This window comes from Planococcus massiliensis (assembly GCF_000821325.1).
Taxonomy (GTDB): Bacteria; Bacillota; Bacilli; order Bacillales_A; family Planococcaceae; genus Planococcus; species Planococcus ruber.
The window spans coordinates 2,576,090-2,591,696 of record NZ_CCXS01000001.1 but is presented as its reverse complement, the minus strand read 5'-3'; the positions used below and the strand labels follow the sequence as shown (position 1 = coordinate 2,591,696).

14 protein-coding genes are annotated in these 15,607 nt (G+C 46.3%); 7 read left to right on the top strand and 7 right to left on the bottom strand.

Annotated features, from left to right (window positions below; all coding sequences use genetic code 11):
• Window positions 1-40: 40 nt before the first annotated feature.
• Together BN1080_RS12935 and BN1080_RS12930 are read left to right on the top strand one after the other, a co-directional pair.
• Window positions 41-808, top strand: a complete 768-nt coding sequence (locus tag BN1080_RS12935; protein WP_052652576.1) for an ABC transporter ATP-binding protein — start codon at window positions 41-43, stop codon at window positions 806-808.
• Window positions 801-2,777 carry an FtsX-like permease family protein gene (locus tag BN1080_RS12930; RefSeq protein WP_052652574.1) on the top strand — a complete coding sequence of 659 codons (1,977 nt, stop codon included), beginning with the start codon at window positions 801-803 and terminating at the stop codon, window positions 2,775-2,777. Before BN1080_RS12935 ends, BN1080_RS12930 begins: the two co-directional genes overlap by 8 nt.
• Window positions 2,778-2,829: 52 nt before the next feature.
• Here the strand turns inward: BN1080_RS12930 and msrB are convergent, their stop codons facing one another.
• Together msrB and BN1080_RS12920 are read right to left on the bottom strand one after the other, a co-directional pair.
• Window positions 2,830-3,948: a peptide-methionine (R)-S-oxide reductase MsrB gene (gene msrB / locus BN1080_RS12925; RefSeq protein WP_052652572.1), complete on the bottom strand. Its 1,119-nt coding sequence runs from the start codon at window positions 3,946-3,948 to the stop codon at window positions 2,830-2,832.
• A 17-nt stretch (window positions 3,949-3,965) separates the two neighbouring features.
• Window positions 3,966-4,490, bottom strand: a complete 525-nt coding sequence (locus tag BN1080_RS12920) for a TlpA family protein disulfide reductase (RefSeq protein WP_052652570.1) — start codon at window positions 4,488-4,490, stop codon at window positions 3,966-3,968.
• Between the two features lie 379 nt (window positions 4,491-4,869).
• Between BN1080_RS12920 and BN1080_RS12915 the strand changes: the two genes are divergently transcribed.
• Window positions 4,870-5,991: an NADH-dependent flavin oxidoreductase gene (locus BN1080_RS12915; RefSeq protein WP_052652568.1), complete on the top strand. Its 1,122-nt coding sequence runs from the start codon at window positions 4,870-4,872 to the stop codon at window positions 5,989-5,991.
• A gap of 78 nt (window positions 5,992-6,069) precedes the next feature.
• On the opposite strand, the gene BN1080_RS12910 is transcribed toward BN1080_RS12915, so the two are convergent.
• The 5 genes from BN1080_RS12910 to BN1080_RS12890 form a co-directional block, all read right to left on the bottom strand.
• Window positions 6,070-6,315, bottom strand: a complete 246-nt coding sequence (locus BN1080_RS12910; protein ID WP_052652566.1) for a hypothetical protein — start codon at window positions 6,313-6,315, stop codon at window positions 6,070-6,072.
• Entirely contained in the window at window positions 6,293-6,811 is a 519-nt protein-coding gene (locus BN1080_RS12905; RefSeq protein WP_052654622.1) for an RNA polymerase sigma factor, read from the bottom strand. The genes BN1080_RS12910 and BN1080_RS12905 overlap by 23 nt, the downstream gene beginning before the upstream one ends.
• A gap of 10 nt (window positions 6,812-6,821) precedes the next feature.
• On the bottom strand, window positions 6,822-7,199 hold the full coding sequence (locus BN1080_RS12900) for a hypothetical protein (protein WP_052652564.1): 378 nt from the start codon (window positions 7,197-7,199) through the stop codon (window positions 6,822-6,824).
• A gap of 231 nt (window positions 7,200-7,430) precedes the next feature.
• Window positions 7,431-8,351, bottom strand: coding sequence for a DMT family transporter (locus BN1080_RS12895; RefSeq protein ID WP_052652562.1), 921 nt, complete (start codon window positions 8,349-8,351; stop codon window positions 7,431-7,433).
• A 211-nt stretch (window positions 8,352-8,562) separates the two neighbouring features.
• Window positions 8,563-10,293 (bottom strand): LTA synthase family protein, encoded by a 1,731-nt coding sequence (locus BN1080_RS12890; protein ID WP_234398966.1) that lies wholly within the window; start codon window positions 10,291-10,293, stop codon window positions 8,563-8,565.
• Window positions 10,294-10,636: 343 nt separating this feature from the next.
• Here BN1080_RS12890 and BN1080_RS12885 point away from each other — a divergent pair, with 343 nt between their 5' ends.
• The 4 genes from BN1080_RS12885 to BN1080_RS12870 all read left to right on the top strand — a co-directional run bounded on the left by BN1080_RS12885 (window position 10,637) and on the right by BN1080_RS12870 (window position 15,491).
• A complete protein-coding gene (locus BN1080_RS12885; protein ID WP_052652560.1) occupies window positions 10,637-11,083 on the top strand; it encodes a putative immunity protein in 447 nt (148 codons plus the stop codon).
• A 474-nt stretch (window positions 11,084-11,557) separates the two neighbouring features.
• Window positions 11,558-12,694 (top strand): sugar ABC transporter substrate-binding protein, encoded by a 1,137-nt coding sequence (locus BN1080_RS12880; protein ID WP_052652558.1) that lies wholly within the window; start codon window positions 11,558-11,560, stop codon window positions 12,692-12,694.
• A gap of 88 nt (window positions 12,695-12,782) precedes the next feature.
• A complete protein-coding gene (locus tag BN1080_RS12875) occupies window positions 12,783-14,303 on the top strand; it encodes an ATP-binding cassette domain-containing protein (RefSeq protein ID WP_052652556.1) in 1,521 nt (506 codons plus the stop codon).
• A 69-nt stretch (window positions 14,304-14,372) separates the two neighbouring features.
• Window positions 14,373-15,491 (top strand): sugar ABC transporter permease, encoded by a 1,119-nt coding sequence (locus tag BN1080_RS12870; protein WP_407674806.1) that lies wholly within the window; start codon window positions 14,373-14,375, stop codon window positions 15,489-15,491.
• The last annotated feature ends 116 nt before the right edge of the window (window positions 15,492-15,607 follow it).

Here is a 15,607-nt window from a genome sequence, read left to right as displayed (position 1 = left end):
CTGCGATTGGCCTATGATTAAATGCAAGGAGGGGTTCGCAATGGCCTTATTGGAAATCAAAAATCTAAAAAAAGTATATACAGCCCGTTTCTCAGCTCAGCAGACAGAAGCGTTATCAACCGTTAATTTTTCAGTGGAAGAAGGGGAATTCGTTTCGATTATGGGGGAATCGGGTTCCGGAAAAACCACGTTATTGAATATCATCTCGACTTTGGACGATGCCACATCTGGGGAGGTTTACCTGGACGGCAATCCGTTATCCAAAATTAAAGACAAAGAGGTTTCGGCATTCCGCCGCAGCACGCTGGGATTTGTGTTCCAGGATTTCAATCTGCTGGATAACTTTTCGATCAAGGACAATATTTTATTGCCTTTGGTATTGTCGAAAACACCGATCGAGGAAATGGAAGCCCGGCTGGCGCCGATTGTCCGGAATCTCGGAATCGAAGCGCACATCCATAAATATCCGTATGAAGTCTCAGGCGGCCAAAAGCAGCGGGTAGCGGTAGCGCGCGCTTTGATTACGCGCCCGAAAATCATTCTTGCCGATGAACCGACAGGCGCGCTCGATTCGAAAGCTTCCCAAAATTTGATGGAAATTCTAAAAGGCATCAATGAGGAAGGGCAGACCATTTTGATGGTGACCCACAGTACGCGTGCGGCGAGCTTTTCAAAACGGGTGCTGTTTATCCGGGACGGATCGGTTTACCACGAAATTTACCGGGGTGGCCAAACGGCTGATGAATTCATGGACCGCATTTCGCAATCCTTGACGGTGCTGTCAAGCCGGGGTGAAGGGCATGAATAACCGTTTCTTTTCTGCGCTGGCGCTGCGGAACATCAAGTCGAATAAAACCTTGTACATTCCGTATTTGCTGTCATCCATCGCTATCATCATGATGTTTTATTTGATGGCATCGCTGATGGCCAATCAATTTGTGCAGGAGCGTTCTTCTGCTTTGCCGACGCTGTTTTCGCTAGGCGTCATTATCATCGCTATTTTTTCGGTCATTTTCATCCTTTACACGAACAGCTTCGTCATCAAGAAAAGAAAAAAAGAAATCGGGCTTTACGGAATCTTGGGTCTCGAGAAAAGGCATGTCGCGAAAATCTTATTGTTTGAAACGATGTTTACAAGCGTGGCGAGCATTTTGACGGGGCTGTCGGCAGGGCTTGTTTTTGGCCGGCTTTTCTTCATGCTGCTGAATTATCTATTGAAATTGCCGACGGATATTGGCTACGTGATAGCACTCGATCCGATTCTTTGGACCGTCCTTCTGTTTTTGGCAATCTTTGCGATTACGTATATTTACAACGTGAGCCAATTCACTTTTGCAAATCCGATTAAGTTATTGAAAGGCAAGACGGAAGGGGAAAAGGAACCGAAAGGATCGATCATCCTCTTTATCTTGGCGCTTGTTTTCCTTGGATGGGGCTACGGGATTTCGTTGACGATTCCGGATCCGATCAGCGCCATTTCGAAATTCTTCCTGGCCGTATTTCTTGTGATCATCGGCACTTATCTATTGTTCATTTCGGGATCGATTTTCATTTTAAAAGCGCTGAAGAAAAACAAGCGGATTTATTACCGTCCGGGTGCATTCATCTCCATTTCGGGGATGCTGTACCGAATGAAACAAAATGCAGTCGGCTTGGCGAATATCTGCATCTTGGCTTCCATGGTCATCATTGCATTGTCGACGACTTTGATGATCTACGTCGGCAGCGAAGAAACGTTGGAAAACCGTTATCCATTTGAAAACAATATGAGCTTATTCGGCGATCCGGAACAGCCGGAACTCATCGAGCAGCAATTTGCCGATTTGCAGGCGCATTATGAACAGGAAACGGAAAAGTTGGGGCTTGAAGTGACCGAGATGGAGGCGCTTCGTTTCCAGTCCATCTACGGCTCGCTAGACAATAATCGCTTTAATTTTACAGAGGCCTTTGATGGCTTAGAGCTCAATGTGTTTGGGCAAGTCATTCCGTTGGAAGATTATAATGGAATGACCGGCAAAAACATTGAACTGGCAGAGGATGAAGCTTTGTTTTACCATTCCAATGGAAAGTATACGAAGGAAGAACTGATTATCGGCGACCGTCTTTACCAGTTGACGCCGATTGAAAATGACTTTAGCGCTGAAACGGGATTGACGGAAACCATTGTATTGGTTGTTCCTGATATGTCCCATATTGAAAGCCTGATGGCTAGCTACAAGGAACAATTCCCGGATGCGCCTATTGTCGGGCTTTCAGCAGACATCAGCTGGAATACGACAGGCACGGACGAAGAAAAGAAAGCATACGCCGACCGCATCCGGATGCAATCCTATTCAGTCGAAAGCGCACGCTATGAATCGCGGGATCTTCAGCGTGAAGATTGGTACAGCACAAACGGCGGATTCCTGTTTCTTGGCATTTTCCTCGGGCTGCTGTTTACCATCGGCACGGTATTGATCACGTACTTCAAACAGGTTTCGGAAGGATTCGATGACCGGGAGAAATTCCAGATCATGCAGAAAGTCGGACTGGATAAAGAAATGATCCACGATTCGACGAAATCGCAGATTATTTGGATGTTCCTTTTGCCGATTGTGGTTGCTACGATCCATGTCATCTTCGCTTATCCCATCGTCAGCAAATTATTGACGCTGTTCGGCATCACGAATGAAAAAACGTGGCTGCTATCTTTTATCGGCGTCGTTATCGCATTCGCTGCCATCTATTGGGTCATTTACCGCATCACTTCAAAGGTCTATTACAGCATTGTGAAATAAAAAAACAGCCGCTCCACTGGGATTTCTCCTCAGTGAGCGGCTGTTTTTGCACTTACAATTTCCCTTCCAGGTAGCCGTAGCCTTTTTCAGCCATTTCTTCCTGAGGGATAAAAAAGATGGAAGCGCTATTGATGCAGTAGCGGAGTCCGCCTTTGTCTTTTGGCCCGTCATTGAAGACGTGGCCGAGATGGCTGTCGCCAGAGCGGCTGCGGACTTCGATGCGGACCATATTATAGCTCGTGTCTTCGTGCTCCGTTACAACTTCCGGTTCGATCGGCTTGGTAAAGCTTGGCCAGCCGCATTTGGAATCGTATTTATCCGCGGATGAGAAAAGCGGTTCGCCAGTCGCCACATCCACGTAGATGCCGGGTTCATAGTTGTCCCAGTATTCATTGGAATAAGCCGTTTCAGTATCGTTTTCCTGCGTCACTTTATACTGGGCTTCAGTCAATTTCGCTTTCAACTCTTCGTCGCTTGGCTTCGGATAAAGGGAAGCGTCAATGAGCGACGGCACTTCCTGGTCTTCAAGCGAATCGAATTCCACGTGGCAATAGCCATTCGGATTTTTCTCGAGGTAGTCTTGGTGATATTCTTCTGCCAAATAATAATGTTCGAGCGGTTCAACTTCCGTCACAACCGGATCGTCGTATTTGGATTGTTCCGCTGCCATCACTTCTTCAATTACCGCACGGTCCGCTTCATTTTCATAAAAGATGCCGGTGCGGTATTGCTCCCCGCGGTCGTTGCCTTGCTGGTTCAACAGGGTAGGATCAATGATCATGAAATAATGGCCGAGCAGTTTTTTGAGGTCGACCCGTTCCGGATCGTAGCGAACATGGACCGTTTCAGCATGTCCGGTATTTTCTTTTGTCACTTCTTCATAAGTCGGGTTTTCCGTATTGCCGTTTGCATAGCCGGAAGTCACATCATAGACGCCGTAGACGCGCGCCATATAGGCTTCAACTCCCCAGAAACAGCCGCCCGCAAGCCAAATGTCTGCCAATTGCTCTTCATCAAATTGCAGGCCATCGTTCGGGTTGTCCGGGAATTTGGATTCCGCCTCAGCTGAATTGGAACCCGAAGCATTCAAATTCAATGGGGAACATCCCGCGGCAAGGAGCAGCAGCAATAGGCCAAGCAGCAGAATACCGGCTCGTTTTTTAGTCATCATGGTCAGCCGCCTTTCGTTTATTGGATCGATTCGAATGTTTCTTTAATTTCTGCGTTGCTGAAATGTCCGGGAGAGCTTTTTACGAGCGTTCCGTCAGAGCCGATATAAGCGGACGTCGGATAAGCAAGGACGCCGTATTCATCGAAGAACGTGCCGCCTTCGTCCAATAAAACCTGGATGTTTTCTGTGTTTTCGACGCCTTCAAACCATTTCTTGAATGAGGCGCTGTCTTTTTCTGCATTGGAACTTGGCGAAACGATGGACAAGACGACAAAATCATTGTCTTCCCCGGCAAGTGTGTTCAACTCTTCCATGCCAGCCAGGCAAATGGAGCACCAGGAAGCCCAAAATTTCACGTATACTTTTTGGCCCGCGTATTCGGACAAGTTGTGGAGATTCCCCTCCAGGTCGGTGAGTTCAAAAGCTGGGGCCGGTTTGCCCGGATTGGATTGCCCGGCATTTGCGAGCGGCTGTCCATTGGAGCATGCACTTAAGATAAGCAGGAGCGACATCAGAAAAACTAACGGGGCAATCGCTTTCATTTGGATCATCCTTTGCTGTGGAATGGCCTTATTGTTTGGATTAATCTTTCTCTTTCCATCATATAGCGGATTAAATAGAAAAGATAACGAAGGGACTTGCCGGAAAACAATAAAATAATAAATGAATCAATAAAATAACAAATCGGTTTATTTCGTATAACGTGCCTCTAACTTTTGACACGGAAACTGGAAAAAAGTATAGGCATCCAGCTAAGAGGCTCTATTTCAGCCAAAAGACTGAATTATTCAGAGAAGGAAGCATTTATCTACAATTTCAATTTTCTATCCTTTAAGATTGAAAAGGAGAACACCGTTTTAGAATATCCGGGAAGGGTATTTACCATACAACAAGCAATCATCGACTTGAGGAGGAACTGGAATGGCCATAAAGATCGACAGCATATTTGAGCCTTATACATTTACAGCAGGATTAAAAGTGGAAAATCGCGTCATGATGGCACCGATGACGACTTCTTCATCGGATGCGAATGGAGACGTGACAGACGACGAATTGAAATACTATCATCGCCGCGCCAAAAGCGGTGTAGGAGCGGTCATTACGGCATGTGCACATGTGGAGCCGCTCGGGATCGGTTTTCCGAATGCGTTCGGGGCAGATTCTGACGAACGGATTGAAAGCCTTGCGCGGCTGGCAGATGCCATTCATGAAGGCGGTGCAAAAGCGATTTTGCAGATCTATCATGCAGGGCGCATGTCAAACTCAAAATTATTGAATGGTGAGCAGCCGATATCAGCGAGCGACATCCCATCCGTCCGCCCAAATGCAGAAACTCCGCGTGAAATGTCAGCAGCGGAAATCGAAGAATCCATTAGAGCTTTTGGAGAAGCGACGCGGCGTGCGATCAAAGCAGGCTTTGACGGAGTGGAAATCCATGGCGCCAATACGTATTTAATCCAGCAATTTTTCTCTCCGCATTCCAATCGCCGGACGGACAAGTGGGGCGGGGATGTGATGGAGCGCATGGCCTTTCCGCTGGCAGTCGTCGAATCGATCCAAGAAGCGGTCGCGAAATACGCTGAAAAGCCGTTTGTCGTCGGTTACCGGCTGAGCCCGGAAGAACGTGAAGAGCCGGGAATCACGATGGAAGATACGTTGAAATTCGCGGCGGCGTTAGCCGATAAAGGAATCGATTATTTGCATGCTTCCGTCGGCAAATTCTTCGGAGGCTCCATTCGTGAAGAAGACAGCCGTTCTCGTGTCGTCATGCTCCAGGAGCATGTCGGCGACCGGATTCCGGTCATCGGAGTCGGCGGTTTGCAGACGGTCGATCAAGTCAAAGAAGCATTGGACGTTACGCCATTCGTTTCGCTTGGGCACGCATTGATCATGGACCCGGATTGGCTCTTAAAAGTGAAAAAAAGCCAGGAGCAAGAAATCTACCAAGCCCTTTATTTGAGCAAAAAAGACGAATTGGACATTCCAGACGACCTTTGGGACACCATCGTCAACATCCCGGGCTGGTTCAAGATCGAAGATTGAGAAATTAGAAAGAGGCATCCTTTAGGGGATGCCTCTCTATTTTTGGGGAAAAGTATATTTATTTACGATCAGGGAGATTTAGAGGAAAAATAAAAACTGTGCAGCGACCAGGGCTGCGCCTCCGGCAGCGGGGAGCACTTTCAGCGAAATGATGCCTGATTTCGTCGCAACAAGCGGCTCGAACGGATCTTGTGCAGGAGAACCTAAATAGTGAAGCAATCGGTTCCACCGGCTTGCTTTCATTGGAAAATCGGGAACTTCTACCAAGTCTTCCTGCAGCTTTGCCTGCAAAAGCGGATCTTTATCGAATGGCTCTTGATTCATCGTAAAATCCCTCCAAATCGTTTTTCAGTAATTTCGTCGCCCGGTGCAGCCGCGACTTCACGGTGCCTTTTGGAATGCCGAGGATCTGCGCCATTTCTTCTTGGGACAAATCATGGAAATAAAATAAGAGAATGACTGCGCGTTCCGTTTCAGGAAGATTAGCAACAGCATCCCTCACGGTCATCTGTTCCGGCCGGGACAATTCTTCTTTCTGGCGCGGCACCAGAAAGGGCAGAAGAGACGACAGTTTCTTGCGCCGGTTTAATTTATTGACCATCAACCGGTACGCAATTTGAAAAAGAAAACTTTTGAGCGTGCCTTTCTGCGGATCGAAGGTTTGCTTATGGTCCTGCAGCTTCATGAACGTATCCTGCACGATATCAATGCTCAGCTGTTCCTCTCGAGTGTAACGGAAAATGAACGAATACAGCGGTTTCTGCATCAAGCGATAAATGCTGTCTAAAGCATTCGCATCGCCTTGTTGGTAAGCTGTCATCAACTGTTCTTCAGATTTCTCCACTTCCGTCTCCCCACCGTTCTTTAATCGTCTTCAATGTAATGGAAACACGGCTGATCAAATAGATGATGGTGACGAGTGACCAGACCTGGGATTGATTCGTAAAAAATTGCACGTAAGGGTTCTCGACGGATTGCCCAGTGGAAACCAACAAATTCAATATCTGTATACAAACGATCGTATAAATGGCCAAGGCCAAAGTCAAGGTGTCAAAAACATTCCAGCGCAAATAAATCATTGTTTTTTTGTAATTGATCTTTCGGTTTTCCCTTACAATATATTTCTTATCCATTGGAATAGCGATGCCTAAAATGACTGCCATCATAAAAGCGATCACGATTAATGAAACGACCCATCCTGTTCCCATTATTTCCACTTCCTTTTTGTATGATTACTTACTATACAAATGAAAGCGGGAAAAGGTTCACGCAGATTGCTTTTTTTATGGATGCGCGCGTTCATCCGAGAATGCGCGCGTTCAAATCGATTTGTGCGCGCTCATAAGAAAATGCGCGCGTTCAGAGAAATTTATGCGCGTTCAGCCAATTCATTCCATAAAAAAGCTATTTGCAAATTACAAATGGCTTTTTCTTCCAGATCAAACCGACGATTCAGCAGCTTGATCCGAAATGCGGCGCTGCTTTTCTCGCCGCTTCCCAAGGAAATTGACAATAAGGACGCCGCTGATGGCGATGACGCCGCCCACGAGCGAAAGCCCAGAGGGAAGTTCATGGAGCCACATCCAGGCGACGACAATCGCAACTGCAGGCTCCAGGTAAATCAAGCTCGAGACGGAGCTCGCATTCGCTAGCGACAAAGCAGTGGCCCATGTCACGTAGGCAATCGCGGCCGGGAAGATGCCGACATAAAGCGTGGCGAAATGAGCTTCAACGGTGGCATTTTGCAGCGCTGAGAAAATGCCGGGTGAAAAGATCAAAAATGGCAAAGTGCCAGCCCACGTAAAGTAACCGGTCAGCTCAATGGCCGAATAACGCGTCAGCAATGGTTTTTGGAAAACAAAAAACACGGCGGAAGCGCAAGCTGCGATCAAGACGAAGACAGCGCCGTTCGTCAGCGTCAAAGAAGCATCGGCTGAACCGAATGCGATGAACAGAATCCCGATAAATCCGATGCCGAGGCCGACCCAGCCGATTCCAGTCAATCGCTCTTTCAAGAAAAAGAAAGCGATGAGGGCAGTGAATATCGGCCCGGAACCGACGAGCATGCCGGCCGTTCCGGCAGAGATGGATTCCATGCCGAATGTAACGAAAATATGGTAGAGGCTGATGCCGATCCAGCCAAGCAGCAAGATTCTTAAAATATCGCTTTTATGCGGCAGGCGGAATTTCGTTCCTGGCCATAAAGCATAAATCAGAAAAAGAATGGAAGCGACTATGAAGCGGACCAAGACATTTTGGCCAGCATCATAGCCGCCTTGCAAACTGACCCGGATGGCGGCAAATGAAGAACCCCAGATCAAAACAGAAAATAAGGCTAAAGAAAAAGCTTTCGAATTCAAAAAATCTCCTCCGGTATCGATCGGTTACTTTATTTTCCTTCTCATAAAAAAAGAGGAACGTTTTTACAGACAGCTTCTATTATATTCGCTAATCGCTGAAATGTCTTTGGTTTTACTTTCCGGGCTTCAGCAGCAAAAGAAGGGGAGATCCGATAGGGACACAAACACCGAAAAAAGCTTCCGGAAAATTTCTTTCCGGAAGCTTTTAGTTTCAAGGGCGGCTAGAGTGCCGCAATTCATCCAAGGCGTTTTCCTGGATGATGGTGTCTGAAACTTGCAGCTGTTTCGCCGCTTTGCCGATGTGAGGTGCGCATCGGTCAAACGGAATTTCCTCTTCCGTGTCAATGGAATAGCAAGTGCCTGATCCAATCGGCTCCGTAAGATCCGGCAAATAATACACGTCTTCAAAGCGGAACGAACCGTCGCGGAACACCGTTAAATTTGCTTCCTCATCCATTAAAGACTGGCCGAGCACATAAGGCTGGCTGATGCCAAGAATCGCTAAGATAGTTGGCGTGATATCAATTTGGCCGCCGCTTTTATCGACGGTCTCACCTTGAGCAAGGTTTGGCGGCTTGATGAATAAGGGCACTCGCCGGCTGAGTTCAAACTGGTCGACTGCTGATTCGACTTCTAATTCCTTGGCCATTTCACTGCCGTCCTTTTGAAGGCCGCTGTCATGGTCGCCATAGAAGACAACGAGCGCATCGTCCCAGATGCCTTTGTCTTTCAATTCTTGGACCATCACTCCGACAGATCCGTCGACGTAATGGATGGTCTGGTAATAGCCTTTTAAAAGCGGATCCTCATAGCCCGTCAAATCAAGCGCACGGTCTTCTTCCGGAATTTCATACGGGATATGGCTCGTCAATGCGACAAGAAAAGCAAAAAACGGCTCTTCCAATTCTTCCATATGCTCGATCGAAGTCGTAAAGAATTCTGTATCGTTCACTGCCATCCCGATTTTCTTTTCTTCCGGGTAATCCTCTTTGCTGAAAAACTGATCAAAACCGATATTTTGATAGAAGCTGTCCCGGTTCCAGAAATCTTTTTCATACGCATGCATGGCGGCAGTGGTGTAGCCGTTTTCCTTTAAAGCTGCCGGCAGTGAATCGAATTCATTTTTTTCGTACTGCGTATAGACTGAGCCCGAACGCAAGGGCTGAAGCGAAGTATTCGTGATAAATTCGGCATCAGAGGTTCTTCCTTCGTGCGTCTGGTGGTAAAAAGATGGGAAGTAAAGCATTTCTTCAGTAAGCTTATTTAAATTTGGCGTCAATTCCTGGCCGTCCACTTCGTGGTGGATGACACTGCTTTGGAAAGACTCAAGTTGAACGAGGATAACATTCGGCTGCTCTTCGGCAGCTTCTGCATTTTCTCCGCCTTTATTGGCTCCTCGAATGAGTGATTCTTCTTCCGCTGTTACGCGATTTTCTTTGCTGAGGAGATCGATTCCGCCTTTGGCGAGATCAAGCCCATGATAGCCCCAAAACCCAAACTGATAATAATCCTGCATATCGGCAACGGTTGGATCAAAGGGCGAAGCGCCTTTAGCAAAATAATCCGTTAGCATCGGGAGCGCGTATAATCCGATTCCGGCAGCTAACACAATGCCGGCGTACTTCTTCCGATTCGAATGTTGAGCTTGTGCCTGGCGTTTTCGCATAGACCAAATGGCAGCACCGAATAGCAGCAAATCAGCAAAAAAGAAAAAGTCCGTGGCTTGGATCAGCGTTAAAAATCCGCCGCCGACATCATTGATTTGAGTAATATCCGACAGCAATGAGATGGAGAGGAAATCTTGGAAATAGCGGTAATACCATAAGTCGGAAATCAATAAGGTGCTGTGGAGAAAGAGCAGAAACAGAAGAACCCATTGCCTTGTTTTTGCTTTCAGCAGCAAGGTCCAGCAGGAGAGAATCAAAACAGTGGCGAGATTCAAAAGGAAAAATCCGAATTCGAATTCAGTTCTGCTTAAGGAGCTGAACAGATAAATTTTTGAAATGGACAGTATGACATAAATGATGTAATCAAAAAAAAAACATGAGAATCCCTCCGCAGCATTCACTTTCAAATCGTATGTTGTCTTTCTCCTTACCTCTTTTAAAGGAGACAAAAACCTTTTCGGCAAAGAGATTTTGTTTTAGAGCCTAAAGGATAAGGTATAAAGAAGGAAAGAACTCCTGAAGTAGCGGAGTAGCCATGGAAGAAAGAATTTCGCATTGAAATTTTCTATTGGAAAATAAGCTTTAAACGATAAACTCAGAAAGGCGGTGAAATGAAAAATGTCATCGCAAAACTTTGTTGATTCCGACATCAAGGAAAAAATTGAAGAGCAGTTGGAGAAAATCGACCACTCTACAGCCGTGCGCTGGGCAGCTGATTGCGCAGAGCATGTGCTTTCTTATTATGAGCAGTTGTTTCCGGCGGACCAGCGTTTGAAAAGCGCCATTGAAGCGGCGCATTTATGGACGCAAGGAGAAATGAAAGTAAGGGATGCGCACAAAGCGGCATTTGATGCACATGCTGCTGCAAGAGAAACGGAAGATGAGGCGGCCGCCTCAGCAGCAAGAGCGGCTGGGCAAGCTGTTTCAACTGCCCATATGGCCGAACATGCAATCCATGCTTCAACGTATGCCGTGAAATCCGTCGCTTATGCAAAAGGCTTCAGTGAAGACGCTGTAGCAGAAAAACGGAAATGGCAATACGAAAGGCTCCTGGAACTGGCATGAGAAGCGGCTATTTTTTAAAAACCGAGAGAGAACTCTTGGTTTTTTAGTTTGTTGAAAAATAGAAATGAAAATCTCGTTTAGAACCCCGATATTCCGCAAAACGGGGTGAAGCGATTGATCGTGGCTTTCGAGGACAAACGCTTTGCGGCGAGCTTGCGCAGGATCACGTGTCTTGAAATGATGCATTTATAAAAACCTTGTCTCCGCTGTGTGCTTCATATCTTTGGAAAGTGCCCCAGCACCGCAGTGCGGAATTCAGAAGCAGACGCGCCAATCCAGCTAGTTGCTCAATAATTTGAAAACCGAGAGGGAACTCTCGGTTTTTTATTTTCTCTAAAATTATCTAAAGGTATTTTTTGAACATTAAAAAAGTATAGATGATATTGAAAGAGTGCTAGTGATAGCGCTTTCACACGCTATTTTCCTAGCTATACTGAAAAAGAAGGCGAACAAAAGAGCGAAAGGGGAATGGCAATGAAAACGAAGGGGAAAAAGTTTACGTTATTTCTTGTCTTGATGATTTTTGCATTGATTACTGCAGCATGCAGTGATGGAGGCGGAGACTCAGAAGGCGGAGGCAGCAGCAGCAACGGCCAAGTGGACGTCGGAATTGTGTTGCCGACAAAAGATGAACCGCGTTGGGTGCAGGATGAGCAGCGCTTTAAAGATGCATTGGCAGAAACAGATTATTCAACTGAAATTCTATTCAGCCAAGGATCTTCTGCAAAAGAAAAAGAAAACGTGGATATTTTATTGAATAAAGGGATCAAAGTACTGATCATCAGCCCGCACGACGGGGCAGCAGCGGCAGCGGCAGTTGAATCTGCGAAAAAAGATGATGTGACAGTTATCGCTTATGACCGATTGATCACAGATACAGATGCAGTAGATTATTATGTAACATTCGACAGCCTGGCAGTTGGAGCGGCTCAAGGGCAATACTTGATCGACAAGGCTGAAGGAACGGGCGTCCCGCTTTACCTGTACGCAGGGGCTTCTTCTGACAACAATGCTTTCCTATTCTTCCAAGGCGCTTGGAGCGTATTGCAGCCGAAAATTGCAGATGGCACATTTAAAATTGCCAACTCCAGCGAAGCGGAAGCATTAAAAGACACAGCCGAATTATCGCGTGACCAACTGAGCAAAATTCTAGGGCAAGTCACGACGAACTGGGATCCAAACGAAGCGAAGAACAAAGCACAAACGCACTTAACGGGTGTAGCGGCTGACATGAAAGGCGATGTATCGATCTTAGCGCCGAACGATGGAACAGCACGTGCGATTGCGGATGTATTTTCTTCTGACGGAGACATCACAAATTACACGATCACGGGACAAGATGCAGAAAAAGCTTCGATCCAATACGTAATTGATGAAAAGCAATCAATGACTGTCTTCAAAGATGTCCGCACACTTGTAAAAGATGCAATCGACATGGCAGTTACGGTTCTTGACGACGGAACACCGGAAACAACGGGTTCTTACAATAATGGAACAGCTGACATTAAAGCGAAGCAAACAGATGTAATCGTTGTCGACAAAGAAAACGTTAAACAAGAATTGATCGATTCCGAGTACTATGAAGCAAGCGAATTTACAGGACTGGAATAGAATTGAAAAGGCAACAGCGAAATAGTGATAGAGCTATCTATCACTATTTCGCCTTTCCGCTAATTGTTTGCTTAAAGGAGGATTATCAATGAGCGAATACATTTTGGAGATGAAAGGGATTTCCAAAGAATTTACTGGAGTTAAAGCGCTCAGCGACGTAAATTTCAAAGTGAAAAAAGGAGAAATCCATTACTTGATCGGCGAAAATGGAGCCGGCAAATCAACGCTGATGAAAGTGCTAAGCGGCGTCTATCCTCATGGAACATATGACGGCGATATTATCTATGAAGGAGAAGTCCAGAAGTTCAGCAATATCAGCGACAGCGTGAAAGCGGGCATCTCGATCATCCACCAGGAACTGGCTTTGTTTCCGGATCTGACAGTCTATGAAAATATTTTTGCGGGCAATGAGGTAAAACGCGGGATATTCGTGGATTGGAACGAAACGGTGGTCGAAGCCCAAAAAATGCTGAAAAAAGTAAATTTAAAAGTGAACCCTGAAACGTTGGTGAAAGATTTAAGCGTCGGCAGACAGCAATTGGTTGAAATCGCCAAGGCATTGAGCAAAGAAGTAAAACTTTTGATCTTGGATGAACCAACGGCCGCGTTAAATGAAGACGACAGTGAGAATTTATTGGAGTTATTGAAAGGCCTGAAACAGGAAGGCATCACGTGCATCATGATTTCGCATAAATTGAAAGAAGTCATCTCCATTGCAGATAAAGCGACCGTCCTCCGGGATGGGCAAACGATTTGCACGCTGGATGCAGCAGATGGACCGATTTCCGAGAGCATCATCATTCAAAACATGGTCGGCCGCGAAATTAAAGATATTTATCCAAAGCGGCCGAATAAAAAGATCGGCGAAAAGATTTTGGAGTTGAGGAATTGGAGCGCCTATGATGTGGAGTTGGGCCGCGAAGTGGTAAAAGATGTGGATTTCCATATTAAAAAAGGGGAAATTGTCGGCATTGCGGGCTTGATGGGCGCAGGGCGGACTGAACTAGCTTTGAGCATTTTCGGCAATCCGAAGTCGTACAAAGTCCAAGGAGATCTTTTGCTAAATGGGAACAAGCGGAAGTTCACCCACACAAGAGATGCGATTAAGGCTGGAATTGCCTATGTCACGGAAGACCGGAAAGGCAATGGGCTTTTCCTGCTGCAGGATATTAAGAGCAATGTGTCAGCCGCGAATTTGAAAGGCATTTCTTCAAACGGCATTTTAAACGGCAACGAAGAAATCAAAGTAGCCACGGAATACAAAAAATCCATCAACATCAAAGCTTCCTCTGTTGAACAGAATGTCGGCAATTTAAGCGGCGGAAACCAGCAGAAAGTATCGCTCGGCAAATGGCTGTTTGTCGGCCCGAAATTATTGATCTTGGATGAACCGACGCGCGGAATCGATGTCGGCGCGAAGTTTGAAATATACACAATCATGAACCAGATGATCAATGAAGGCTTGAGCATCATCATGATTTCATCGGAGCTTGGCGAAGTGCTTGGGATGAGCGACCGGGTTTACGTAATGGGCGAAGGGCGGATCAAAGGCGAGATGGCCATTGAAGAAGCGAGCCAAGAAAAAATAATGGAACTTGCAACGCATTAGGAGGTTGAGCCAGTGGGTTTTCTTACAGAAGTCAAAACATTAATTAAAGATAATATCCGTGATTATGGAATGTATATTGCGCTTGTGGTCATTTTGCTGACCTTTACTATTATGACGGATGGTCTCTTCATGTCATCGCGGAACATCAGCAACTTATTGGATTCCGCAGGATACATTGCGGTATTGGCCGTCGGGATGACATTGGTCATCGTTATTCGCCATATCGATTTATCTGTCGGTTTCGCTGCAGGATTTCTCGGCGCAATTGCTGCGATTTTCCTGACACAGATGGGCGTATCCGTTTATATCACGGTGCCGGCCATTCTGATTTTCGGGATTGTTGCCGGATTGTTCAATGGATTTTTGATCGCTCAGCTCGGCATTCCGGCTTTTGTTGCGACTTTGGCAGCGATGCTCATTTTCCGCGGCGCTTTGCTGCGGGTTACAGAGCAGACGGGAACGATCATTGTTAACGATGATAAATTCAATGCGCTGGGGAATGGCTTTATCCCATCGCTTATGGAAGTGAATGGGCTGCACCTTCTTTCGCTGATCGTCGGATTAATCGGGATCTTATTGTATGTGTACAGTGAATTCTCTAATCGGCGAAATAAAGTGAAATACAAATTCGATGTGCCTTCAAAAGGCATTTTCGCTTTAAAACTTATCTTAGTTTCAGCAGTCATCGCGTATATTACCTGGATTTTAGCCGGATACAACGGGTTCTCCTGGACAGTCGTAATCATGCTGGCCGTTGTCATCATCTACCATTTCATGACGACAAAGACGGTGCTCGGCCGCCATATTTATGCAGTCGGAAGCAATCCGGAAGCGGCCCATCTGAGCGGTATCAATGTAAAGAAAATCACGTATATCGTCTTCGGTTCAATGGGGATGCTTGCGGCATTGTCTGGAATCCTCTTTACTTCAAGGCTGCAATCAGCCACCACGACAGCCGGTACACTATTTGAACTTGATGCCATTGCTGCCGCTTATGTCGGCGGCGTTTCTTCAGCCGGCGGTGTCGGTAAAGTGACCGGCGCCATTATTGGCGCCATCGTAATGGCTTCTTTGACGAACGGCATGAACTTGCTCGGCGTCGGCATTTCGTATCAATACATCATCCGCGGCGGCGTTTTGGCAGCAGCCGTAATCTTTGATGTCATGACGCGCAGAAAACGCGGATAACTTCTGAAGAGAGGCTTTCAAAGCCTCTCTTTTTGCCATCTTTCGGCCAATCCATACCATAAAAACCAAGTATTGTGCATCATTTCTTATGTGGTATGATAAAAAATATTGACTAT